20 protein-coding genes are annotated in these 22,529 nt (G+C 62.9%); 4 read left to right on the forward strand and 16 right to left on the reverse strand.

Going from position 1 to position 22,529, the window contains the following annotated elements:
* Positions 1-10: 10 nt before the first annotated feature.
* From HX803_RS02720 to HX803_RS02770, 11 genes are all read right to left on the reverse strand, one after another.
* Entirely contained in the window at positions 11-1,972 is a 1,962-nt protein-coding gene (locus tag HX803_RS02720; protein WP_178918812.1) for a type VI secretion system Vgr family protein, read from the reverse strand.
* A 6-nt stretch (positions 1,973-1,978) separates the two neighbouring features.
* Complete coding sequence (gene tssH / locus HX803_RS02725) at positions 1,979-4,615, reverse strand: type VI secretion system ATPase TssH (protein ID WP_178918813.1); 2,637 nt, start codon at positions 4,613-4,615, stop codon at positions 1,979-1,981.
* On the reverse strand, positions 4,608-5,621 hold the full coding sequence (gene tssG, locus HX803_RS02730; RefSeq protein WP_218646908.1) for a type VI secretion system baseplate subunit TssG: 1,014 nt from the start codon (positions 5,619-5,621) through the stop codon (positions 4,608-4,610). Before tssG ends, tssH begins: the two co-directional genes overlap by 8 nt.
* Positions 5,606-7,483, reverse strand: coding sequence for a type VI secretion system baseplate subunit TssF (gene tssF / locus HX803_RS02735; protein WP_178918815.1), 1,878 nt, complete (start codon positions 7,481-7,483; stop codon positions 5,606-5,608). Before tssF ends, tssG begins: the two co-directional genes overlap by 16 nt.
* Complete coding sequence (gene tssE, locus HX803_RS02740) at positions 7,480-7,998, reverse strand: type VI secretion system baseplate subunit TssE (RefSeq protein ID WP_178918816.1); 519 nt, start codon at positions 7,996-7,998, stop codon at positions 7,480-7,482. Before tssE ends, tssF begins: the two co-directional genes overlap by 4 nt.
* Before the next feature lie 168 nt (positions 7,999-8,166).
* Complete coding sequence (locus HX803_RS02745; RefSeq protein WP_176995461.1) at positions 8,167-8,649, reverse strand: type VI secretion system tube protein Hcp; 483 nt, start codon at positions 8,647-8,649, stop codon at positions 8,167-8,169.
* Between the two features lie 21 nt (positions 8,650-8,670).
* Positions 8,671-10,170 (reverse strand): type VI secretion system contractile sheath large subunit, encoded by a 1,500-nt coding sequence (tssC, locus tag HX803_RS02750; RefSeq protein ID WP_178918817.1) that lies wholly within the window; start codon positions 10,168-10,170, stop codon positions 8,671-8,673.
* 78 nt (positions 10,171-10,248) lie between these two features.
* Positions 10,249-10,749 carry a type VI secretion system contractile sheath small subunit gene (gene tssB / locus HX803_RS02755; RefSeq protein WP_178918818.1) on the reverse strand — a complete coding sequence of 167 codons (501 nt, stop codon included), beginning with the start codon at positions 10,747-10,749 and terminating at the stop codon, positions 10,249-10,251.
* Positions 10,750-10,788: 39 nt separating this feature from the next.
* A complete protein-coding gene (gene tssA, locus HX803_RS02760; RefSeq protein ID WP_178918819.1) occupies positions 10,789-11,838 on the reverse strand; it encodes a type VI secretion system protein TssA in 1,050 nt (349 codons plus the stop codon).
* Between the two features lie 78 nt (positions 11,839-11,916).
* Entirely contained in the window at positions 11,917-12,951 is a 1,035-nt protein-coding gene (locus HX803_RS02765) for a catalase family peroxidase (RefSeq protein WP_178918820.1), read from the reverse strand.
* Positions 12,952-13,002: 51 nt separating this feature from the next.
* Positions 13,003-13,938: an anti-sigma factor gene (locus tag HX803_RS02770; protein ID WP_256732798.1), complete on the reverse strand. Its 936-nt coding sequence runs from the start codon at positions 13,936-13,938 to the stop codon at positions 13,003-13,005.
* 488 nt (positions 13,939-14,426) lie between these two features.
* Between HX803_RS02770 and HX803_RS02775 the strand changes: the two genes are divergently transcribed.
* Complete coding sequence (locus HX803_RS02775; RefSeq protein ID WP_176995456.1) at positions 14,427-14,978, forward strand: RNA polymerase sigma factor; 552 nt, start codon at positions 14,427-14,429, stop codon at positions 14,976-14,978.
* A 42-nt stretch (positions 14,979-15,020) separates the two neighbouring features.
* Here the strand turns inward: HX803_RS02775 and HX803_RS02780 are convergent, their stop codons facing one another.
* Positions 15,021-16,058, reverse strand: coding sequence for an AraC family transcriptional regulator (locus tag HX803_RS02780; RefSeq protein ID WP_178918821.1), 1,038 nt, complete (start codon positions 16,056-16,058; stop codon positions 15,021-15,023).
* Positions 16,059-16,261: 203 nt separating this feature from the next.
* Between HX803_RS02780 and HX803_RS02785 the strand changes: the two genes are divergently transcribed.
* Positions 16,262-17,203 (forward strand): transporter, encoded by a 942-nt coding sequence (locus HX803_RS02785; protein WP_178918822.1) that lies wholly within the window; start codon positions 16,262-16,264, stop codon positions 17,201-17,203.
* Between the two features lie 105 nt (positions 17,204-17,308).
* Here the strand turns inward: HX803_RS02785 and HX803_RS02790 are convergent, their stop codons facing one another.
* The 4 genes from HX803_RS02790 to HX803_RS02805 form a co-directional block, all read right to left on the reverse strand.
* On the reverse strand, positions 17,309-18,517 hold the full coding sequence (locus tag HX803_RS02790; RefSeq protein WP_178918834.1) for a DSD1 family PLP-dependent enzyme: 1,209 nt from the start codon (positions 18,515-18,517) through the stop codon (positions 17,309-17,311).
* A gap of 59 nt (positions 18,518-18,576) precedes the next feature.
* Positions 18,577-19,905 (reverse strand): D-arabinono-1,4-lactone oxidase, encoded by a 1,329-nt coding sequence (locus tag HX803_RS02795; RefSeq protein WP_178918835.1) that lies wholly within the window; start codon positions 19,903-19,905, stop codon positions 18,577-18,579.
* Positions 19,906-19,978: 73 nt separating this feature from the next.
* Positions 19,979-20,335: a cytochrome c5 family protein gene (locus tag HX803_RS02800; protein ID WP_178918823.1), complete on the reverse strand. Its 357-nt coding sequence runs from the start codon at positions 20,333-20,335 to the stop codon at positions 19,979-19,981.
* A gap of 129 nt (positions 20,336-20,464) precedes the next feature.
* Entirely contained in the window at positions 20,465-21,283 is an 819-nt protein-coding gene (locus tag HX803_RS02805; protein ID WP_178918824.1) for an arylamine N-acetyltransferase, read from the reverse strand.
* A gap of 120 nt (positions 21,284-21,403) precedes the next feature.
* On the opposite strand from HX803_RS02805, the gene HX803_RS02810 reads away from it, so the two are divergent.
* Together HX803_RS02810 and HX803_RS02815 are read left to right on the forward strand one after the other, a co-directional pair.
* Positions 21,404-21,640 carry a DUF6555 family protein gene (locus HX803_RS02810; protein ID WP_178918825.1) on the forward strand — a complete coding sequence of 79 codons (237 nt, stop codon included), beginning with the start codon at positions 21,404-21,406 and terminating at the stop codon, positions 21,638-21,640.
* 205 nt (positions 21,641-21,845) lie between these two features.
* Positions 21,846-22,508, forward strand: coding sequence for a hypothetical protein (locus HX803_RS02815; RefSeq protein ID WP_178918826.1), 663 nt, complete (start codon positions 21,846-21,848; stop codon positions 22,506-22,508).
* The last annotated feature ends 21 nt before the right edge of the window (positions 22,509-22,529 follow it).

Raw genomic sequence — 22,529 nt, forward strand, 5'->3', positions numbered from 1 at the left:
CCAGAGTGAGTTACTTGCCATCGTCGGCCTCCTTGGGCGGCAACGGCACGCCGGCCGGTCCGGTGGCGGCCGTGAGGGCCAGGGCTTGTGCCGCCGAGGCGGCTTCGGGCAGTGGCAGCGGGATGGTCGAGGCGACGATCATCGCCGGCGTGAGGGTCAGGAAAGTGGAGCCGACCTTGAGCGTGATGGTCGCCCCGGCCTCGATCACCACGTTCATGCCGCCCTTGATGTAGGTGTCCATGCCAGCGGTGATGCCGGTCTTCATGCCACCGTTGATGATCATGTTGGCGCCGGCCGCCATCGACACGTCGCCCGTGGCTTTCTCGTTGCGATGGCCGCCCACCGACGAATGCCGGTCACCGCCGACCTTCTCGCGCAGGTCCTGGTCGATCTTGGAATGCCGGTCGCCGCCCACCCAGTCCAGGGAGTCCTTGAGCACGCGCTGGTCGAGGTTTTTCTGCGCGTGCAGGAACACCTGTTCCGAACCCTTTTTGTCTTCGAAACGCAGCTCGTTGTAGCCCCCGCCACCCTTGGACGAGTTGCTCTTGAGGGTCGAGCGCGTGGCGTTTTCCGGCAATGAATACGGCGGCATAGTGTCGGCGTTGTAGACGCTGCCCGTGACCAGCGGCTGGTCGGGATCACCTTCCAGAAAGCTCACCACCACTTCCTGGCCGATGCGCGGCGTGTACAGCGCGCCCCAGCGCTTGCCCGCCCAGCTCTGCGCCACGCGGATCCAGCACGAGCTGTTTTCGTCGCGCTTGCCTTCGCGGTCCCAGTGGAACTGCACCTTGATGCGCCCGTATTTGTCGGTCCAGATTTCTTCGCCCTGCTTGCCCACCACCATGGCGGTCTGCGGGCCGTGCATCAGCGGCTTGCGCGCTACACAGGGCGCACGGAACTGCTGCTGGCGTGACAGCGCGACAAACTCGCAGCTCAGCACCGGCGCGGGGGCGGCGGGCGGGGTGGGCTCGTAGGTGTCCGAAGACAATGCATAACGCGCCTCCAGCAACAGGAACTGCGCGTTCTGTTCGCTGCGCGGGTGTTCGGTCAGGGTCAACAGGGCGCCGGGGAACAGGCCTCGGGCACGGGTCGCACCGGTCACGCGCTGGGTGCCGGTGTGCAGCGACTCAATCAAGGTGCGCGCATAGGTTTCACCCTGTTTGCGTTCGGTGTACTTGCCCGGGTAGTCATAGCGCTCGTGGCGCGACTGCGGGTAACTGCCGGCCAGAGTGGACTTGGCCAGCAGGTTGGCGCTGGGCTTCTCGAAGTCGAAGTCTTGCAGCGTATAGCCGCCCGGTTCCACGTCGCCGCCCATGCGCCAGTCATAGATCACTTCGCTTTCGCGCATGGCGTGGTCTTCGGCGGGCATGAAGCGGATCTGCGCGTACCCCGGCGCCGGTGAGTGCGCGCCGTAGGAGTCCGCCAGCACCAAGGTGTGACGCCCTGCGGCACTCTTGAAGTAGTAGTAGATGCCCTCCTGCTCCATCAGGCGGCTGACGAAGTTGAAATCGCTCTCGCGGTACTGCACGCAATAGGTCAGCGGCTTGTAGCTGCCGCTGAGGCCCGAGGTGTCGACGTCGGCAATGCTGTAGGGCGCGAACACCTGCTTGAGGATGTCCGGCACACTCAGTTCCTGGAAGATCCGGCAGTCGCTGGTCAGCGTCAGGAACCACAACCACGGGCGCAGCACCGCCTTGTAGGTGGCGTAGCGGCCCTGGCGCGTGCTGAACGAGAAGTGGCTGACATGCCCGCTGAAATAGCGGCTGCCGCCCTTGGGCAGGTCCACGGCCACGGTCATCTGGGTGGCCAGCAGGTCGTCGATGTTCAGGTCGGCGCGCTCGCTGTACAGCTCCACGTGGTATTCGCTGAGCTGGGACAAGCCTTCGCTCGCCTGCATGCGTCGAAACAACAGCACGTCGGGGCCGAGGACGCTGGTCACCTGGATCTCGCGATGGGTCTGGGTCGTTGCCATCGGGGCTTACCTCTCGGCCTCGGCCGTAAAGGCATAGGCAAACTCGCCCGCCTCCACGCTGACCTGCACTTGGGTCGCCGGTGTGCCCAGCAGCAGGCGGTTGAGAAACTCGGTGCTGATCGCCGGCAGCATCGAGTTGGTGAGGATCGCGTCGATCATGCGCCCGCCACTTTCCAGCTCGGTGCAACGGCTGGCGATCAGGTGCACCACGTCGTCGCTGTAGGTGAACGGGATCTTGTGGTTGTCGGCGATGCGTTTTTCGATGCGCCCCAGTTGCAGGCGGATGATGCTGCCCAGCATGGCGTCGCTCAGCGGGTAATACGGGATCACCACCAGGCGGCCGAGCAAGGCCGGTGGAAACACTTCCAGCAGTGGCTCGCGCAGGGCCTTGGCGATGTCATCCGGCGCGGGCGTGGTCTTCGGATCGCGACACAGGCGGCTGATCAACTGCGTGCCGGCGTTGGTGGTGAGCAGGATCAGGGTGTTCTTGAAGTCGATGATCCGGCCCTCGCCGTCCTCCATCCAGCCCTTGTCGAACACCTGGAAAAACAGCTCATGCACGTCCGGGTGGGCCTTCTCCACTTCGTCCAGCAACACCACGCTGTAAGGCTTGCGCCGCACCGCTTCGGTCAGCACGCCGCCCTCGCCATACCCCACGTAGCCGGGTGGCGCGCCCTTCAAGGTGGAGACGGTGTGGGCTTCCTGGTACTCGCTCATGTTGATGGTGATCACGTTCTGTTCACCGCCATACAGCGACTCGGCCAGGGCCAGGGCGGTCTCGGTCTTGCCCACGCCGGAGGTGCCCGCGAGCATGAACACGCCCACCGGCTTGCCCGGGTTGTCGAGGCCCGCGCGGGAGGTCTGGATGCGCCGTGCGATCATCTCCAACGCATGGTTCTGGCCGATGATGCGTTGGCCCAGGCGCTCGGCCAGGCGCAGCACGTTATCGATTTCGTTCTTGACCATGCGGCCCACGGGGATGCCGGTCCAGTCCTGCACCACCGAGGCCACGGCCTGTTCGTCGACACTGATCAGCACCAGCGGGTGTTCACCCTGTTGCGCGACCAATTCGTCCTGCAACTGGCGCAATTCGATCAGCCCGGCTTCACGGTCAGTGGCATCGGCCAACTGGCTGCGCAGGCGCTGGATCTGCTCCACCAGTGCCAGCTCGTTATCCCAGCGCCCTTCCACCTCATCCAGGCGTTCACGTTCGCTGGCCAGCAAGGCCTCGACCGAGGCACGGCGGCTGGCGGTTTCCACGCCAATCGCGGTTTCACGCTCGATAATTGCCAGTTCGGTTTCCAGGGATTCAATGCGCCGACGGCTGTCGTCCACCTCGGCGGGCGTGGCGTGCAGGCTGATGGCCACGCGGGCGCAGGCAGTGTCGATCAGGCTGACGGCCTTATCCGGCAACTGGCGTGCCGGGATGTAGCGATTCGACAAGCGCACCGCCGCTTCCAGCGCCGAGTCCAGGATATGCACCTGATGGTGGTCCTGCATGGTCTCGGCGATGCCGCGCAGCATCAGCAAGGCGCGGGCTTCGTCGGGTTCGTCAACCTGCACGGTCTGGAAACGCCGGGTCAGCGCCGGGTCTTTTTCAATGTGCTTCTTGTACTCGGCAAAGGTGGTCGCCCCGACGGTACGCAAGGTGCCACGGGCCAGCGCCGGCTTGAGCAGGTTGGCCGCATCACCGGTGCCGGCTGCACCGCCCGCGCCCACCAGGGTGTGGGTTTCATCGATGAACAGCACGATGGGTTTGACGCTGGCTTGCACCTCGTCGATCACCGAGCGCAGACGCTGTTCGAACTCGCCTTTCATGCTCGCGCCAGCCTGCAACAGGCCGACATCAAGCGCGAGCAACTGCACCTCTTTCAGGCTTGGCGGCACGTCGCCCCGAGCAATGCGCTGGGCGAAACCTTCGACCACGGCCGTTTTGCCAACGCCCGCCTCGCCCACCAGGATCGGGTTGTTCTGGCGGCGACGCATCAGGATGTCGATGACCTGGCGGATCTCTTCATCGCGGCCCACGATCGGGTCCATCTTGCGGCTGCGCGCCTGCTCGGTAAGGTCGACCGTGAAGCGTTTCAAGGCTTCCTGCTTGGCGGGCGCCACCGCGCCGAGGTCTTCACCCGGCAGCTGGTAACCGTCGCTGGCAGCCATCTGCGCTTCGGGCGAGTCGTTGAGCAACGCGGCGAATCGCTCGCTCAAATCATCAATGCCAACCTTGTTGAACTCCCGGGACACGCCATACAACCCGTTGCGCAGGCTCGGGGTTTTCAGCAGCGCCAGCAGCAAATGCCCGGAACGCACCTGGGACTCGCCGAGCATCAGGGTGGCGTAGACCCAGGCGCGTTCGACCGCCTCTTCCACCTGGGAAGACAGGTCGGTGACCGAGGTCGAGCCACGGGGCAGACGGTCCAGCGCGGCGGTCAGGTCGCGGGCCAATACCGCCGGGTCGATGCCGTAATGGCGCACCAGCCGCAACAGGTCCGAATCGGTGAGTTGCAGGATCTGCTGCAACCAGTGCACCAGCTCCACATAGGGGTTGCCGCGCATCTTGCAGAACACGGTGCTGCTTTCGATGGCCCGGTAGCACAGGCTGTTGAGTTTGCCGAAAAGCGCGACGCGACTGATATCAGCCATGGGCAGGTCCTTGAGAAGAAATGCGAGGGTTGATCAGCAATTGCCGATCATCGTGTTGAGGGGCTTTGCTGCTCAGCCAACTGGTCCAGCCCAGGGGCGCAGACCCCAGGCGCAGGCCCGGCAGCTGTTCTTTCTTGACGATCAGGTTGACGTCCCAGTCCATCGCCAGGCCGACGTACTGGCGCACCCAGTCCTGCACGCGCTGCAGGCTGTCGCCACCGGGCAGCAGGCGACGGGTTTGCGCGAGGTCCAGGGGGCCGATCAACAGGCGGAACTTGTGCTGGGTGTTCCAAACTTTCTTGCCCATCACCGTGGTCTGGCCGAGCACGGCGGCGTCGGGGCCGCTGCGCAGCGCACACAGCCCGTCGGCGGGCAAGGTCATCCAGTGACCGACAAACTGCTCGACCTGCACCGGCACACCCAGGTAATCGGTGAGTAACGCCGCCAAGCCCTCGGCATTACGCGTCTGTGGCCCGAGGCGCCCGGCAAAATGCAACTTGGCCACGTCCGGCACGGCATTGCGGTTAAGCAACGACGCCTGGCCGATGCCGATCAATGAACCCAGGTACTGGGCGAAACGGTCCGCCCCCGGCCGGTCCAGGCTCACCGCCGGTTGGGCACTGGCCCAGGCGCGGTAGAACAGGCTGATCATGCGGTGGTGGAACACGTCGCAGAACGCGGCCAGGGTCGGGTCATTCAGGTTGCGCTGGCGGTCGCGGATGTATTCGGTGAGGTGGATCGGCAACGGGCCATTGGCGCCCATCAGGCCGAAAAAATTCAACAGCAGCTTGGGCGTCACACCCGGCTTGAGCGCGGCGATCATCGCTGGCTCGAACGCCAGCGACGGTTGCTGGCCGAAGCGCACGGGCTCATCCGCGGGGCGCGCGGCCTGGCCGATGCGCGGCAACTGCGGGAACGCGCATTCGAGTTGGCGCAGCGCGCCGTAGAAGTCGAAGCGTCCGGGGTGCGCTTCCAGTTCGCCCAGCAAGCTCAGAGGATCTCGCATCTGCCCACCCGCGCCGGCCACTGCATGATCACACCGCGCGCCGTGCTCTTGATCACCGTTTCAGTGAACGAATTGAGTGACACGTACTTGGCAAAAAACTGTTCCAACACCGAACCCAACACAAACACACCAGCGCCTTCGAAGGCCGACTCATCCAGGGTCACGCTGATTTGCAGACCGCGTCCGTAAGTGATCGGCCCCGGCAGTGGCAGACGCCGCACGATGCTCTCGGCGGTGACGGAACGCAGGCCTTCGATCTGCTTGTGCGCGGCTTCATCGTCGATGCGGCAATACAGGCGCAGCAGGTCGCGCAAGGCGGTGGCGCCCTGCTCCTTGTCCTGATCCAACAGCGACAAATAGTTGAGGGACAAATGGCTGACCAGCCGCCACGCAGTTTCCCCTTCGGCAAACGACGCCGCCGGCACCGTCGGCCCGGCCACGCAACGCACCGACTGCACCGGCGCGCCGCTCTCGACCGTGAAGTCGGTACGGCCGCTGCCCACCGGCATGCTCAACACCAGGTCGCGGTTGCTGCACAGGGTGTCAATGCCCAATTGGCGCAAGTCACTGCGGTGCGGCGCTTCCTGGGCGTCCACCAGCGACAGGAACAGCTCGCTGCCGATGTAGCTGGAGCGCGGCCCCTGGCGCCGTTGCTGCTCGGACAGCACGCGGGTATCGCGGCGCACCTGGTAGAAGGCCTTCGGTGGCGTGCGCGCATGCAGGTCGTTGGCGCGGTAGAACGATTCGAACGTCTGGCTGGCCTCGGCGCCGCTGCCGTAGCCGGTGACGCCTTCGATCTGGTAGATCTCGTAATCCATCGGCCGCGTGCGGTCCGGGATCACGTGGTATTCCGACTGTTGGTCCGACAGGTGCACACGCTCGGTGCGCATCGGGAACAGGTTGATTGCCGGTGTGCAGTACAAGCCGAAGTTGGCCGCGCTGAGGCTCTGTTCCAGCACCGGGTCGAGCTTCTTGAACAGCACGATCGCGTCCAGCTGTTCGGCCGCGCAACGGCTCACGCTGTTGGCCAGCCCGACGATGTCGGCAAACAGGAAGCGCTGGGGCATGGCGAAGTATTCCTGCAGCAGCCGATAGCCCTGGAACGAGCGCGGGCCCGTGGGCAGCAAGGCTTCACTGTCGCTGTAGCCCTTGCTGCGAATCGCGCTTTTGGGCAGGAACTGGTGCCAGTCCACATGCTCCTGCACCGGCATCACCAGCACCCCGGCCGCCTGGGCCAGCAGGTGTTCGAGGATGCGCGAGGGCATGGCTTCGCCGCCACGGATGTGCAGCGCCAGGTCGTCCAGGGTCAGGTCGCTGAAGGTCAGGCCGGCGCCCACGCGCAAACGCAGGCGCAGCGCCGCCTTGACCCCACCGAGGCGCGACAGGTCGACCCCGGCCACCTGCGCGCCGCAGGCAAAGTAGCGCGCCTCCACCAGTTCCACCGGCCACAGGGTCACGTCATGGGCGGTGCGGAATTCGCAGGCGGTCTGGTCGCCCTTGCCCAGTTGGCTGTGCAGCGCGCTGTCACGCGGCACCTTGAACCCTGCAGCGAGGCTGCCCTCGCTCATGTCCGGCTGCAGCTGCACCACGGCCATCGACGGCGTGGGCGCCAGGTATTGCGGGTACACCAGTTCCAGCAGGTGGTTGGTAAAGCGCGGGAATTCGGCGTCGATCTTCAACTGCACACGGGCCGCGAGGAAGCTGAAGCCCTCCAGCAACCGTTCCACATAGGGGTCGGCGCAGGCGTAGGTTTCCAGCCCGAGGCGGCCGGCGACCTTGGGGTAGTCGCGGGCGAATTCGCCGCCGACTTCCCGCAGGTGGGCCAGTTCACGTTCGTAATAGCGCAGCAGTTTGGCGTTCACCGCACGTCCCTTGTCTCGATATCGAAGACCCGGGCCTCGCCTGCTTCCAGGTCGAGTTCGGTCTTCAGGTACAGGCGCTCGGGCAACGGTTGGCCCCACAACTCGCCATGAATTTCAAAGGCCATCTGGTTAGGACTGGCCGCCGCCCCCGAGGGCGCCACCGGCACCACTCGGACGCTGTCACGTAAAATCCGCGGTTCGAAATCCCAGATCGCCTGGCGGATGCGCCGCCCCAGCTCTTCCCGGTCCAAACCTGCGGCGGTCTTGCCGGCGAGGTCCGGCAAACCAAAATTGATCACCGACTGACCCGCCAGCGGGTGGGCACTGAGGTCGCGGAAACTGCCCAGGCTGGTGCTGTTGAGCAGCCACCCCAGGTCACGCAACACCGCCTTGCGCAGGCCGCGCATGGACAGCACACGCTTGTCACGCGGCTCCACGGCGTGCTCGGTGTCGTCGTCGCTCAAGCGATCGAGCAACGACGGTTGCAAACGTTCACGACTGGTCAGCTCTGCCATGGAATTACGTTTCCTGTAGTGAACGGGCTTGCCCCGCGCCAGCGCCAACCCGTACCAATCAAGGACGCCGTGGCGTTTCAGACAGACCGAAGCGAATGGGTTTGGGGCGGCTTCGCCACCCAGCGCGGGGCAAGCCCGCTCACTACAGGGCCTTTTCCAGAGCCTGAGTCAGATCTTCTGGTTCTTCTCCAGGTCCCACTTCTTCGGCGTGCCGGTGATCACGGTGTCGCCGGTGAAGGAGTCGTACTCGTAGCTGATGGTGGTGAAGTTGATGGAGAAGGTTTCGCTCGGGCGTTCGCCATTACTGCTGGCGGAGTAGGAGCTGATGATGGCCTGGCCGAGGATCAGCTTGAGGAACACCTGTTGCTTCTTGTCCGGGCCGCCGGTCTGGATGAAGTGGATCTCGGCATCGCCCAGGCTTTTGCCGCACACCGCCTGCATGAACAGGTCGGCCGAGGCCAGGTCGGTGGCCTTGGTCAGGGAGATTTCCGAGAACGACGGGTTGCTGGTGTCACGGTCGGTGCCGCCGCCGCTGATGGAGATCGCACGGCCGACGCCCATCTGGATGGCGTCGATGGTGATCCAGTCCTTGTGCGCGTCGACGGTGGAAGTGCCCTTGATTTGGGTGCCTTTGAAGTTGAGCAGGATCATGGTGGTTACCTTTCAGGTTGATCAGTTGGATTTGGTAGACGGCAGCTTGGAGACCAGGCGCAAGGACACGGTCAGGCCTTCGAGCTGGTAGTGCGGGCGCAGGAAGAACTTGGCGCCGTAGTAGCCGGGGTTGCCTTCGATTTCTTCCACCACCACTTCGGCACCGGCCAGGGGCTTGCGGGCTTTGTCGGCGTCGGTGGCGGTGGCCGGGTTGTGCTCCACGTAGCGGCCGATCCAGTTGTTGAGCCACACCTGCATGTCGTCGCGTTCTTTGAACGAGCCGATCTTGTCGCGCACGATGCACTTCAAGTAATGGGCGAACCGGCAGGTGGCGAACAGGTACGGCAGGCGCGCGGCCAGGTTGGCGTTGGCGGTGGCGTCCGGGTCGTCGTATTCGGCGGGTTTGTGCATCGATTGCGCGCCGATGAAGGCAGCCAGGTCGCTGTTCTTCTTGTGCACCAGCGGCATGAAACCGTTCTTGGCCAGCTCGGCTTCACGGCGGTCGCTGATGGCGATTTCCGTCGGGCAGGTCATGTCGACGCCGCCGTCATCGGTCGGGAAGGTGTGCACCGGCAACCCTTCCACCACCCCACCGGATTCGATGCCACGGATCTGCGAGCACCAGCCGTAGTGCTTGAACGAACGGTTGATGTTCACCGCCATGGCATACGCGGAGTTGGCCCAGGTGAAGTCCTTGGCGCCGGCGCTGTCGGTGGTTTCTTCGAAGTCGAAGGCTTCCACCGGGTTGGTCTTGGCTCCGTAGGGCGCACGGGACAGGAAGCGCGGCATGGCCAGGCCCACGTAGCGCGAGTCTTCACTGGCGCGGAAGCTGCGCCAGGCGGCGTGCTCAGGGGTCTGGAAGATCTTGGTCAAGTCCCGTGGGTTGGCCAGTTCCTGCCAGGACTCCATCAACATCACGCTAGGGTCGGCAGCCGTGATCAGCGGGCAGTGGGCCGCCGCGCTGACGCGGGCCATCTGGGTCAGCAGCTCCACATCCGGCGCGCTGTTGTTGAAGTAGTAGTCGGCGACAAATGCGCCGTACGGCTCGCCGCCGAACTGGCCGTATTCCTCTTCATAGAGCTTCTTGAAGATCGGGCTCTGGTCCCAGGCCACACCCTTGAACTTGCGCAGGGTCTTGTGCACTTCGTTCTTGGAAATGTTCATCACCCGGATCTTCAGGGTCTCGTCGGTCTCGGTGTTGTTGACCAGGTAATGCAGGCCACGCCAGGCGCTTTCCACGCCCTGGAATTCCTCGTGGTGGAGGATGTGGTTGACCTGTTCGGTGAGCTTCTGGTCGAGGGCGGCGATCAGGCCCTCGATAGTGCCGAGCACGTCGTTGGGCATCAGCTGCGTGCCTTGCAGCGCCTGTTCGGCCAGGGTGCGCACGGCGGTTTCCACCGCTTCCTTGGCCTTGTCGGTCTTGGGCTTGAACTCTTTTTGCAGCAGGCTGGCGAAGTCGCCGGCGTCGAACGCCGTGGCGGGGGCAAGCTGCCCTGGCTGTTCAGATTGGGTCGTGGACATGAAGGCATCCTCAAATTTTGGGCAAAGCGTCCCCGTACCGGGGCAAACGGGGCACCGGCGGCGTTAACGTTGTTTCAGTTATTCAGGTTGTTTGGGTGCACTGCTCAAGGCTTGCATCACGGCCGGATCGCTGAGCAGCTTGGCCAGCAATTCCTCGGCGCCCACCTTGCCGTCCATGTAGGTCAGCAGGTTCGACAGTTGGCTGCGCGCCGTCAGCAGCTGGTTGAGGCTCGGCACCTTGCTGGCGATGGCGGCCGGGGTGAAGTCGTCCATCGATTCGAAGGTGATCTCCACCGGCAGGTTGCCTTCGCCGGTCAGGGTGTTGGGCACCTGGAACGCCACGCGCGGTTTCATGGACTTGAGGCGTTCGTCGAAGTTGTCGATGTCAACTTCCAGGAACTTGCGCTCGGCCACCGGTGGCAGAGGCTCGGCCGGTTTGCCGGAGAGGTCCGAGAACACGCCCATGACGAAGGGCAACTGCACGGTCTTTTCCGCCCCGTAGATCTCCACGTCGTATTCGATCTGCACACGTGGCGCCCGGTTGCGAGCGATGAACTTCTGACTGCTTTCTTTGGCCACAGGAATAGCTCCGGTGAGTGGGGGTGAGTACTAAAAGGGTCAGTCGTCGCTGTTGCGAATACCGCTGACCAGCGCCAGTTGCGCGAGACCGTCGGGTGCGAGGTCTTGCAGCAATTCCATGAAATTCTTGTCGATCAGCTTCTTGGCCCGTTGCAGCAGGATCGGCACCGGGCTTGCGGGTTCAAAGGTCTGGAAATACGTACACAGGCGATCGATGGTCTGACGTGCGTCTTCGCGGCTGTTGATCTCACCGCGCACGGCTTGCGGCGCCGCGACAGCGATGGGCGCCGTGGCAGTGACGGGCGGTGCCGCTTCGATGGGCGCAACACCCGGCAGACGGCGCCGGATCACCTCGCCGGCACGGCGCAACAGGGTCGCCAGGCCGCTCAGGTCGATGGCACGACCCACGCCGACCTTCTCGGTGAGCAGCTGCTCGATCTGCACGCTGTGCTTCAAGGCCTGCACCAGGGCCGCCTCTGTGGCGCTCAAGTCCTGGGGATCGGCTTCGGCAAACGCGCCGTCGATGATCGCCAGGGTGGCGTTCTCGCCGTCACTTTGCTCGCCGGTGGCCGCCTCCACCTGTCGCAGGCTCACGCTGCCCAGGCTGCGGGCACTGACCAGCGGTGCATCCAGCACGTCGCGCAGCAGGCCGGTGGGCTCGCACAGGAACGCAAGAATGTTGATGCGCAGCAGCGGGTCGTTGTCGTCGTCGGGGTCCAGCTGCGGGTGCAGGCCGTCCCAGCAGTTTTCCAGCAGGGCCTGCACCAGTTCCAGGCCTGCGGCGAGGCCATTGAAGCCATTGAGGTTGAGTTGGGCGCGGGTCAGCCAGATGGCCAGGCGCAAGTCGCGGCTGCGCTCCATCAGCGGCATTGCGAGGGCCATCACCCGCTTCCAGCTCGGCTCGATGGCCTGGGTGATGGTGTCGCCGTACTGCACTTCGGGCTTGCCGAGGGCTTCTTCTTCCAGCTCAAGAAACTGGGGGTCGTACTCGAAGTTCTGGCCACAGGCGTCGGCCTCGCCCTCCCCCAAGAGCAGGGGCAAGGCCAGCGCGGTGAAATCCAGTGGTTGAGCTTCGGTGGGCAGGCCCATCGTACTTCCCTCGTTCAAGTTGTTCTGGGAATAGAACAAGCGAGGGAAATGATTTATTCCGCGCGGCGAGAAAAATTCTTAATGCGCGCGTTCTTCCTCGACGCGCCGCCGATGGGATTCGGCATACGCGGCTTCGCGGGCCATCAGCAATGGGTCATCCGAAGGGCCGATGCCGGCCGGCAGTTCCAGCGGGTTGAAGTCCACATCGCGGCAGGCGCCCTCCACCTGGGACTGCTGGCGGTCGATGACCAGGGTGCCAGCATTGATCTGGCGGCGCCCTTCCGGCCAGCGCACGGTGGCGTCGGTGGTCACATCGCCGGGGTTGGCCAGGGTGATGATCAGGTGCCAGCGCACCGGGCCTTGCTCCAGCCGGGTGGCGAAACCGAAGGCGAGGAAGTCGGGGTCGCGCGATTGCCCGGCTGTCATGGGCTTGTAAGGCGTCTCTGGCACCATGCTCCAGCGCACGAAGTGCACCCGGCCGCTGGCGTCAGTCATGCGAAAGGCATTGACGCTGTAGAACGTGGAGTTATCAAACCCCGACGCTTCCGGGTGGGAGGCCAGCCAGTTCTCGAACGGGCGGATTTCGGGGTGGCTGTTTTTGAAAGCCTGCATCTTTTGCGGGTCGGGGCCACTGCCGCCATATTCCGGCATCGAGGCGCGCAACTGTTCGTAGAGGCCTTCGGGGGTGTTGACCGGGAACACCGGCACGGAATTCATCGCCATGTACCAGGCCTCCCCTTCCGCATCGGCCAGGCGCAAGGCCATGCTGCGGATCATGCCATGGACATCGGCCTGGGACGGGTCACCCCCGGCCGCCGACAAGCGTCCGATCAGCGGGAAGTTGCCACGTTGTAACAAGGACGCGCTGGAAATCTCTACCGCATTACCGTTGCTTTCGAAGTGGCCGCTGATGCACTGGCCCTTGGCATGGTTGCGACGAAACCCGGGGTGAGTGCCGCCCGCCACGGCTTCCATCTCATCGACGATTTGCACGGCAGTGGGGGACGCAGGATGAAACGACGGCAGCAGCCAGGCAGCGAGGCCTGTGACCACCACCGCAGCCAGGGCGAGGGGCAGGTAATGACGTTTTTGCAGCGAGAAGGTTGTTTTCATCTAGCTATCTGGGGTCGCGGCATTGGAAACCCATGCCCGACCCCAGAGCTGTTATTTCTGGATAGCGGCGATCCACATCGGTGCAGGCACAGCAGCAAACAGCTGGGCAGCACTTCGGTCGGCGACAAGTCGGGCAACGGCGTTGAGGTCTACACCTTGCTCGGGCTCGCCGATCAGCGCGTAGCCCAGTTCAGACTGGCGCCAGGTTACTACGTTCATCTGCGCGACGCTTTGCTGGGTGATGGACTGGTCCGGCTTGGGCTCCTTCATCACGCACAGCGCCACCGGCGCACCGTTGGCCGGCAGGTACACCAGCTGGATCAAAGCCTTGTTATTGAAGCGCAGGCGTTGCACGCGCTTGAAGGTCAGGCCGGCGGAACTCAGGTCGGGCACACGCAGGGCCAGGCCGTCGATGTCGCGGATATCGGCGAGGGTCTTGGTCACCACGTCCGAGGGCTGTGCGCCGTAGGCAACGGTTTCACGGGTGTAGAGATGCTGGTAGGCAGCAGCCTGCTGAACCCAGGGAGAGGTCTGGGCAACGGCCGGCGCACTTGCATCAAAACCGGGCTTGAGGGCACCGCTGAATGCACCAACCTGGAGCACCAGGGCGTAGCAGGCGGCACCGGCCACGAACGTCAGGGCCGGCCATGCAAATTTAGGTTGGAGGAACGCGAACAGGCGCGAGAAAACGCTGTCTGCTTTACCGGACGGATGGACAGCCGCGCGTTGGGCAGGCGCCACCTCGGGTTCGGCCGCCGCCGAATGCTGGGCAGCCAGGGCCGCGATACTGAGCTTGAGGCTCTCGGGCACAGGCGGCAGGTTCTGGCGGGCGAAGGCTTCTTCATAAGGCAGGCACGAAGCCATCAACCGAGAGACGCGCTCAGCCAGGTCCGGCGACGCATCGATCAGCCGCTCAAGCTCCTGGTTCTGCTGCGACGAAAGCTCGCCGTCAACATAGGCCATTAGCAAGGCATCATCCGCTACCATGGGGTTATCTCTCCGTTTGTCATCATCAGTTTCTGCTAGGTGGTTCTCGGCCTTATGGGCCGAAGCGGCGAGTCAGCGGGCAGCGACAAGCCATCATATTGACATCATCGATGCCCTGGCAACAGGGGCCAAAGCACTTTTAAAACAGCCGCAAAAACACTCGGCGACACGTACAAAGACATTAAGAAAACACCCTGGAACTGAAAATATTCCCAGGGCCGAATAAATCTTATATGTTTCACCATGTGTTAGGGGTACTTTTCCTGACACGATTGTCAGAATGTTTGGCCTGGTACCTGCATAAGCTGTCAATAACCTTTCAAAACCCTGCCAAACTGATACATTTTGTTAACGACTTGATACAATTCGCCGTCATCAAAGGAGCCCCAGCACCGCAATAAGGACGCCGCGACACAGGCATCCGCTACGGTATCGACCTCGTAGCCTGACCGCACCATTTTAGGCATCAAGAAATAAAAAGAGGAAATATGTCGATCACCGGTGCTGACTTACCCGCACTGCTTCCAGAACTGCTGCCACGCCTGTGGGCATTCGCGTTGCGCATTTCCGGCGACAAGCACGATGCCGAAGACCTGGTTCAGCTCGCCTGCGTGCGTGCGCTGGAACGCTCCCATCAGCTGCAGCCCGACACCTCGGTACTGAGCTGGATGTTCTCGATTGTCCACTCCACCTGGATCAACGAACTGCGTTCACGCAAGGTGCGCAGCCGTTCGCGTATGGATTGGAACGACGAATTCCTGGAAACCGTCAGTGACCCCGAGGCACCCAACCCGGAATCGGACCTGATGCACCGGCAAATCATCGAAGCCGTGGAAAAACTCCCCGACGGCCAGCGCGAAGTCATGCTGCTGGTGGGCGTGGAGCGCTTCAGCTACAAGGAGGCGGCCGAGATGCTCGACCTGCCGATCGGCACCGTGATGAGCCGCCTGTCGCGGGCGCGTCAAGCGATCGGCGCGCTTTTTGATTCGCCAAAAAGCAAACCTTTGCGCGCTCGCCCCGCCAACTCGTCAACCTCCTGAAACCGCTCTAGGCCGGCGTCCGCAACGGGACCACCCGAAGGACTACGCCACCCCTCCTCCCTCCCCGCGAAACGCACTGGGGCTCACCCCCGTCCAGCGCTTGAACGCCCGCCGAAAGCTGCGCACATCGCTGTAGCCAACCTCTTCGGTAATCCGCTCGATCGACAACCCCGGGTTGCCCAGCAAGCCCATGGTGCGCGCACGCCGTACCTGTTCCAGCAGGCCTTCGAAGGTCAACCCGTGCTCGGTCAGGCGCCGGCGCAGGGTGCGGCCGCTCATGTTCAGGTCGCTGGCGACCTTCTCCAACTGGCTGCCTTGCAGGTCGCGGGAGATGGCGCGTTCCACGGCCTGGATCAGGTCCATCTTCTGGTGCAACTGCGCGCTTTCCAGCTCGAGTAATTCCAAGGCCTGGCGCAACGCCAAGGCATGGTGATTGGGCAAGCGCACGTCCATCCAGTGCGGCGCCAGCACCATGCGGTTGTGCAGGCAGCCGAAGCGCACGTCATCGCCGAGCAGGCGCTGGTACTCCGCTTCGTAGGGTGGCGCCGCGTGCATGAACTCCACCCGCAACGGCATGAAATCTGCCCCTACCAGTGCTCGGCCGTACACCATGATGCTGGCGAAGAACTCTTCAGCAGCAAACACCTGCACGTCGGCGTAGGGCAGCAGGCATTCGACGTCGATAAATACTTCGTGGGCGCTTTCGTGGGTGCGGGTGGTGGCGATGCCGCCGGAGGTGTGCTGGTGGCGCTCGCCGATGGCGAAGGCGTCGCGCAGGGTCTTGCACAGGGAAATCACATGGCCGAGCAAACCGAGGGTGCCCAGCACGTTCTGGTGCCCCACACACAGGCCCAGGCCCTGGTCGGGCAGCACTTTGAGCGCGCGCTGGATCATTGCTACCGCTTGGCGATAGGAAATGCGTTGGGCTGGGTCATCCAGGTCGGCCAGGGTAAAGCCCAGGCCACGGCACAGCGCTTCGGCACTGGCGCCCTTCTGCGCCACCACCTGCCCAAGGGTCTGCAACAGGAACGGCGACACGAGCGCCAGCTCGAATTGTGGGTCAACGGCTTTCCTTTGCATGGATCACGGGTTCCTGACTGAGTGCTTCAGTTCTTGTTTTAGAAACATTCTGACAATCATAGGCGCTTGCAAGAGTCGTTGCATACTGAGTGAAACCTGTCCGGCAAAGTCCCCCTATCTGTCCTCCAAAACCCTGCCTCACTGCGCGCCGAGGGCTTATTTCTATGGCCTGCGGTGCCCTAACAATAATAAAGAGGCCAGACATGAACCCCACCCGTGCGTTTCACCCCCTGCATGTTGCGCTGTTAAGCCTGATCAGCCTGCCGGCCCTGCCCACCGAAGGCGGCGTCGACAACATCGGCCCCGGCACCGATGGCTTCTACATCCTGCCCCTGGACGTGAACAACCTGCCGGACCATATGTTCGCCTTCAACCTGTATTACAACCACTACGAGGCGCGCAAACTGGACATCAGCTCCCTGGGCGGCAAGGTGCCGGACGTGCGCATCAAGTCCGACGCCATCATCCCCCGCCTGGATTACCTGAGCCCGGTGCGCATCTTCGGCGGGCGGCTGGGTGGCTACATCGCGCAGCCCTACCTCAAGCAGCAGGTGTCGTTGTTCGGCATGTCTGACACCCGCGAAAGCATGGGTGACACCACCGTCGCGCCGATCATCCTGTGGGACATGGGCAAGGACCTGACCCTGGCGGCCGCCGTGGAAATCACCCTGCCCACCGGCGAATACGACGCCACGCGCCTGGCCAATACCAGCAATAACTTCTACACCTACAAGCCGCTGGTCTCGGCCACCTGGATGCCCAACGCGCGCACGGAGCTGTCGATCAAGACCACCTACAGCTTCAACGAAGAGAACCACGATACCGACTACCGCTCCGGGCAGATCTTCCACTTCGATTATTCGGCCAGCTACAAAGTGACCGACAACCTGAGCCTGGGGGTCAACGGCTACTACCTCAAGCAGACCACCGACGATAAGCAGTACGGGCGCACGGTGGTCAACATCTTCGGCGAGGACGTGAACGACGGCGTGCGCGGGCAGGTGTTTGCGATCGGTCCTGCGGTGTATTTCACCTTTCTCAAATACGCCAGTGCGGAGGTCCGTTGGGCCAAGGAATTCGACGTGAAGAACCGCCCGGAAGGCGACATGTTGTGGGCGAAGCTGACGATTCCGTTTGCCCTGTAAAATGTGGGAGCTGGCTTGCCTGCGATGGCATCACCGAGGTGTGACTGACACACCGAGGTGCCTGCATCGCGGGCAAGCCCGCTCCCACATTTTTACCGCGTTTCGTCAGGTGTAGACGGGCCAGGTGTCGACGATCTTGCCGCCACGTACCGCGAGCAAATCACCAAACTGCAGCAGCACGAACTCACTCTGGGTGGGCCGCAGGAACACCTGGTCCTCGACATTCAAACCCACCGACGGCGAGCCGTTGACCATTTCCTGGTTCGAACTGCGCCCGTACAGGTCGTTGCTTTGCAGCCCCTGGGGCGATTCGAATTCGGCCATCCAATTGCCGCCATAGATAAAAAACGTGCTGCGCTGGTTCGGGTCCCACCACGAGAACACCCGCGACTTGCCGTCCAGCGCCGGGATGTTCACCGGCCCGGTGCTTTTTAATACCGGCGTGGCGATAAACGCGGCGGGCACGTGCTCGCTGAGGGACGCCAGGTCGTAATGGGTAGGCTTGAGCAACGCCGTGCCCACCGACACTTCCGTGCTCAAGCGCTCTTGCTCATGAATGCGATAGCTCGGGCTGCCGGCGGTGTTCAAGGTCAGCCCTTCCCTCCACAGCCCGGTGACGTGCTGGCGGGTGAAATCGACATAGCCGTTGTAGCGTTGCATCACCTGCTCGAACAATGCCTGGGGCGAACCGAGAATCCCCGGCACGCCCATGCCCACGAACGGGTCGTAGCCCATGAAACCGGCAAATGCCAGGTGCTGCGGGTGGGCGCCGATCAGCGTAAGCATCTGCCCCAGCACGGCGTTATCGCTGATTCCGCCACGGTGCAACCCCACGTCCAGCTCGATATTGACCTGCAAGCGCGTGCCCAAGCCCTGCGCCAAACCCAGGTACTGCTGGAGGCGCTGCGGCGTATCCAGCAACCACTGCAACTGCCGCGCGGGGTCGAACGTGCCCCTGTGGGTTTGATAAAACAGCTCGGCCGACCGCACCGGCAGCGGCTTGCCGATCAGGATATCGGCCTCGGGAAACACCTGGGCGTCATGGTTCAGAAATGGCTGGTGAAACGACATCAAGCGCTGCGTCCCCGCGCGCTTGGCGATGTACGCCAGCAGCCCCGGCGACGGCAAAGACTTCTCCACCAGCCGCAGGTGCTTGCCGCCGCGCTTCACCGACTGCATCACCACGTCGATGTTGTGGTCCAGGCGGTCGAGGTCGATCAGCATCACCGGGCGCATCGGCCCGTGGGCCTTGAGTTCGGCATTGAGGGTGCGGAAATACTCGTTGTAAGGCCCGCCGCGATCACTCGGGCGCAGCAGCCAGGCGCCGGCTGCCAGCACAGCGGCGCTGCCCAATACAAAATGTCGACGCTTCATCAGGCCACTCCCAGGATGGATGACAGGTGTGCATTGAGGAATTTGCCGCTGGGGTCCAGCTCGCGGCGCACCCGGGTAAATTCGTCCCAGCGCGGGTACAGCGGCTGCAAGGTGCGGGCGTTGAGGGTGTGCAACTTGCCCCAGTGCGGGCGCCCGGCGTACTTCCAGAAAATCGGCTCCACGGCGGCAAAGAAGTTGTGATGGTCCATCGCATAGTGCTGGTGCACGGAGATCGAGCAGCTGTCGCGGCCTTCGAACATGCTCAAGGGGATGTTGTCGGCCTTGACGTAGCGGTACTCGATGGGAAACCAGGTGCGCAGGTCCTTGTCGTTGATCAGCTTGAGGATTTCCCGCAGGCACGCCGGGCCATGTTCAGCGGGCACCGAGTACTCCATTTCGTTGAAACGCACATTGCGCACATTCGCGTAAACCTGGAACGACTCGGCCACCCGGTCCTGGAAACTGGCAAAGAACCGCAGGCTGTTGAGCAAGGTGCGGCGGGTGTCAGGGAAGTCACTGGCGTACTTGTCGAGCTTCTCGATGATCGTCACGAACTCATTGCCACCTGCCTCGGCCGGGTCGATGGGCGGCGTCTCGGGGTCGGTGGTTTCATTGAGCGCGATGGACAAGGCGTAGTCGGAATGGGTGACCACCAGCATTTCCCAGTGCTGGTTTTCCCGGGTGTTCTTCTCGACGTCTTCCAGCAGTTCTTCGGTCTTGGCGATCCACTGGCGTTCCCGCAGTCGGTACGGCGCGCGGTTCTGCGAGCGGATGCGGGTGGCCACGCCCAGGGCGCCAAGGGACACCCGGGCTGCACTGAACACCTCGGGATGATGTTCGGCGTCGCAATCGAGCACGTCGCCCTGGGCCGTCACCAGTTGCATGCCAGTGACGCAACCGGAATACGAGGTGAAGCCCACGCCCGTGCCATGGGTGGAGGTGGAAATCGCCCCGGCCAGGGTCTGGTAATCGATATCGGCCATGTTCGGCAGCGCCTGCCCCACCGCCTTCAGCGCCGGCCCCATGCGCGACATCGGCGTACCGGCCGCAAAAGTAGCCTGCAACGTGGCGGGATCATGGTCGAGCAGGCCGTTGAAATAGCTCAGGGACAGCAGCGTGCCGTCGGTTGGCACCAGCGCGCTGAACGAATGGGCCGACCCTACCGGCCGGACAGTGCCCGGCGCCTGGCGTATCACCTGCACCAGCTCATCCAGGTCCTTCGGCGCCAGGCGCGCCAAGGGCAGGCAGGTCTGCGCCCCCGACCAGTTACGCCACGGAATCAGCCGCGGCGCACGCGCCAATTGGGCCAGCACCGGGTTGCTGGTCAGCGCCAGAAAGGCGCCGGCCGCCGCCGACCGTTGCAAGAGTTGCCGCCGTGAAAGCGTCATCCACCACCCCTTCTTATTGTTGGATTTGAGTACCGGACATAAAGCTGATCAGCGCCAGGAACTGCTCTTCGGAACACTGCATGCACAGGCCCATCGGCGGCATGCCGTTGTAGCCGTTGATGCTGTGGTCCAGCAGGGTGTCCGCGCCCTGGGCCACACGCGGGCTCCAGGCGCTGCGATCGCCGGTCAACGGCGCGCCGGACGCCGGATTGGCGTGGCACAGCTTGCAACTGGTGTCGTAGACCTGGGCCAGCGCTGGGTCGGCGGGCATGGCGGTGGCAGCGGAGGCGCTTTCGGGGCGGGGTTTGGGTTTATCGTCACAGGCCGTCAGCAGGCCGAGCAGTGCCAACAGTAACGCGATGCGGCGCATGGCCACCCTCTCTTCTTATACGGTGGAAAGTGCAGTCCACACTAAGGCAGCCGTCTCGCGGCGTTGAGGGTTTTGGGGGACACAAAGGGGGGCTTGGGCGGCCAGCCATCCTGCCCCCTCATCGGGCGGTCAGGCCTGCAACAGGCCTTCGAGGGCAGTGCGCAGCGCAGGCAGTTGCGCCACACGCAGGCCAAAGGTGTCGCCGAGCAACGCCAGCAGTTCATCGGCGCTGTCCAGGGTGCGCTTTTCGCTGGGCTGGTCGAGGGAATGGACCGCGTAGTTCGTATTATTCAAGGTATAGCGTTTGCCCGGCGCCAGCAGCGCAGCTTTCAACTGGCCCACAAACGTCGAGCCCGGGTGTGTGGAGACGTACCAGTTGCCGATTTCATAGTCGATCGCCACCTGCTCTTGCAGGTCGAACACATACAGGCCACGCCACTCCTCGGCGACCTGGGCCCACAGCGTGTACTGCCCCTCATGGTGGGTCAGGCGATAGGGTTCGTGGGCGGTGGCTTGCGGCGCTTCGGTGTCCAGGCGCAGCGGGCTGCTGGGCACCATGCCGCCAAAGCCGACGTCGGTGATATAGCTAACGCCGTCAAGGGTCACCAGGCTCAGGCGATGGGTACGCCCGGTGCGCACGTCCGGCGGCCCGCCCATCACCACCCAACCGGTAATGCCCCGCGCTTCGAAGCCCAGCTCCTGCAACAGCGCCAGGAACATTTGGTTCAGCTCATAGCAATAGCCACCACGCCCATCGAACAACACTTTCTGCTCGACGCTGGCCAGGTCGATCGGCACCGGCAGGTGCATCAAGGTCGACAGGCTCTCGAACGCAAAGGTACACACATGGCGCAGTTGCAGCGCCTGCAAGGTCTGCAGGGTAGGCGGTGGCGGCACGTCATAACCCAGGCGCTGCAGGTAGCGCTGGCTGTGGGTCAGGTGGGGCATGGCACATTCCTTGGGCACGTGGCAGAGGCGTCACTATGCCGCGCCAGCGTGCACCTTGTCATTTTGAGTGAACCTTTTTGAACGCCAACCTATCCATTCATAACAAGACAGGGAGGCAACATGAGTACCGCAAAAATCTACACCATCCATTACCAGCTGCACGGTCAACCGAAATCCTTTGTAGTGCGCGCCGAAATCATGAACAACGCCGAGGCCTGGCACTGGGCGGCGGTGGATGCCGACATCGCCCACGTCAGCCGCGTAGGGCGTGTGGGGCATGAGCAGGTCAAGAAAACCACACGGCCCTGGGCGGAGAAGTTCGGGATTACCGAAGTGACGTGGGTTGCGCCGAAGTAAGAAGAAAAACCCCGCTGTTTAAGGCGGGGTTTTTGCAGGTCATTGGCCTTTTTGTGCGTATGCTGCTTCACGCAGAGTGTGTTCAGCTGTTGGGGAGTGACACGACGGTTAAACCGGAAATGCCGTTCTGGCCCCTGTTACCGTCTGTTCATACTCCCAAGAATTTAGAACGCATTGGCTTAGCCCGACATAGACAAGGATAGATATGCGCCGCAAAAGCCAGGTCATTGCCTTCCCGGCCCTGCTCGCCTCGTTTTTTCTACTTGCCGGCTGCCCGCCGCCCGCCGACTTCACAAAGTGGGAGCGCACGTCCACCACGCTAGACGGTGTCAGGTCAGCCATGGCTGCCTGTGGCAATCCCGTAGGGGGATCGCTGAACCGTTTTCCTTCAAACGAACGGGCCCTTCAATTCCAATGCATGCAACGTCTCGGTTTCACGCGCAAAGACGGATTCGAGTTTTGTGACGTTATGCAGAACCTTCCCGCCTGTGTCGAACAGAAAATCGGGCATCCGCTTAGCGTGTCCCAGCTCGAAGCATTGCCGTTTGAAGGCGACGAAGGCTTTTACCCAATAAAACCTGACTCTGGCCGCTATGAAAATATGCAGGTCAGCTGGCGTAAAGTGGGCGCATCACTGCACTTCTCGGTGCAGATTGCCAATAATCAGGAAGCGCTACCGGTCATGTACGCCTGCGGCTATCCAAAACCACTCGGGTCGAATCTGGCAGTCGCCAGCATCGGACGCACCGCCAAAGCGCAACGCTGCATGATCGATCATGGCTTTGAACCGAAGGACAAAATGATGCTGGTTTGTCGGCCCTATCCACATGTGACGGGCTGTAAACACAACGACTCACCGGCCACATGAACACTGACTTTCAGAACGCCC

Origin of the sequence: Pseudomonas sp. P7548 (assembly GCF_013386585.1) — a bacterium.
Taxonomy (GTDB): domain Bacteria; phylum Pseudomonadota; class Gammaproteobacteria; order Pseudomonadales; family Pseudomonadaceae; genus Aquipseudomonas.

Bases quoted from the DNA above. Each gene is read 5' to 3' on its own strand.
- HX803_RS02720 (WP_178918812.1), bottom strand. From the start codon at position 1,972: ATGGCAACGACCCAGACCCATCGCGAGATCCAGGTGACCAGCGTCCTC.
- tssH (WP_178918813.1), bottom strand. From the start codon at position 4,615: ATGGCTGATATCAGTCGCGTCGCGCTTTTCGGCAAACTCAACAGCCTG.
- tssG (WP_218646908.1), bottom strand. From the start codon at position 5,621: ATGCGAGATCCTCTGAGCTTGCTGGGCGAACTGGAAGCGCACCCCGGA.
- tssE (WP_178918816.1), bottom strand. From the start codon at position 7,998: ATGGCAGAGCTGACCAGTCGTGAACGTTTGCAACCGTCGTTGCTCGAT.
- HX803_RS02745 (WP_176995461.1), bottom strand. From the start codon at position 8,649: ATGATCCTGCTCAACTTCAAAGGCACCCAAATCAAGGGCACTTCCACC.
- tssC (WP_178918817.1), bottom strand. From the start codon at position 10,170: ATGTCCACGACCCAATCTGAACAGCCAGGGCAGCTTGCCCCCGCCACG.
- tssA (WP_178918819.1), bottom strand. From the start codon at position 11,838: ATGGGCCTGCCCACCGAAGCTCAACCACTGGATTTCACCGCGCTGGCC.
- HX803_RS02765 (WP_178918820.1), bottom strand. From the start codon at position 12,951: ATGAAAACAACCTTCTCGCTGCAAAAACGTCATTACCTGCCCCTCGCC.
- HX803_RS02770 (WP_256732798.1), bottom strand. From the start codon at position 13,938: ATGGTAGCGGATGATGCCTTGCTAATGGCCTATGTTGACGGCGAGCTT.
- HX803_RS02775 (WP_176995456.1), top strand. From the start codon at position 14,427: ATGTCGATCACCGGTGCTGACTTACCCGCACTGCTTCCAGAACTGCTG.
- HX803_RS02780 (WP_178918821.1), bottom strand. From the start codon at position 16,058: ATGCAAAGGAAAGCCGTTGACCCACAATTCGAGCTGGCGCTCGTGTCG.
- HX803_RS02785 (WP_178918822.1), top strand. From the start codon at position 16,262: ATGAACCCCACCCGTGCGTTTCACCCCCTGCATGTTGCGCTGTTAAGC.
- HX803_RS02800 (WP_178918823.1), bottom strand. From the start codon at position 20,335: ATGCGCCGCATCGCGTTACTGTTGGCACTGCTCGGCCTGCTGACGGCC.
- HX803_RS02805 (WP_178918824.1), bottom strand. From the start codon at position 21,283: ATGCCCCACCTGACCCACAGCCAGCGCTACCTGCAGCGCCTGGGTTAT.
- HX803_RS02810 (WP_178918825.1), top strand. From the start codon at position 21,404: ATGAGTACCGCAAAAATCTACACCATCCATTACCAGCTGCACGGTCAA.
- HX803_RS02815 (WP_178918826.1), top strand. From the start codon at position 21,846: ATGCGCCGCAAAAGCCAGGTCATTGCCTTCCCGGCCCTGCTCGCCTCG.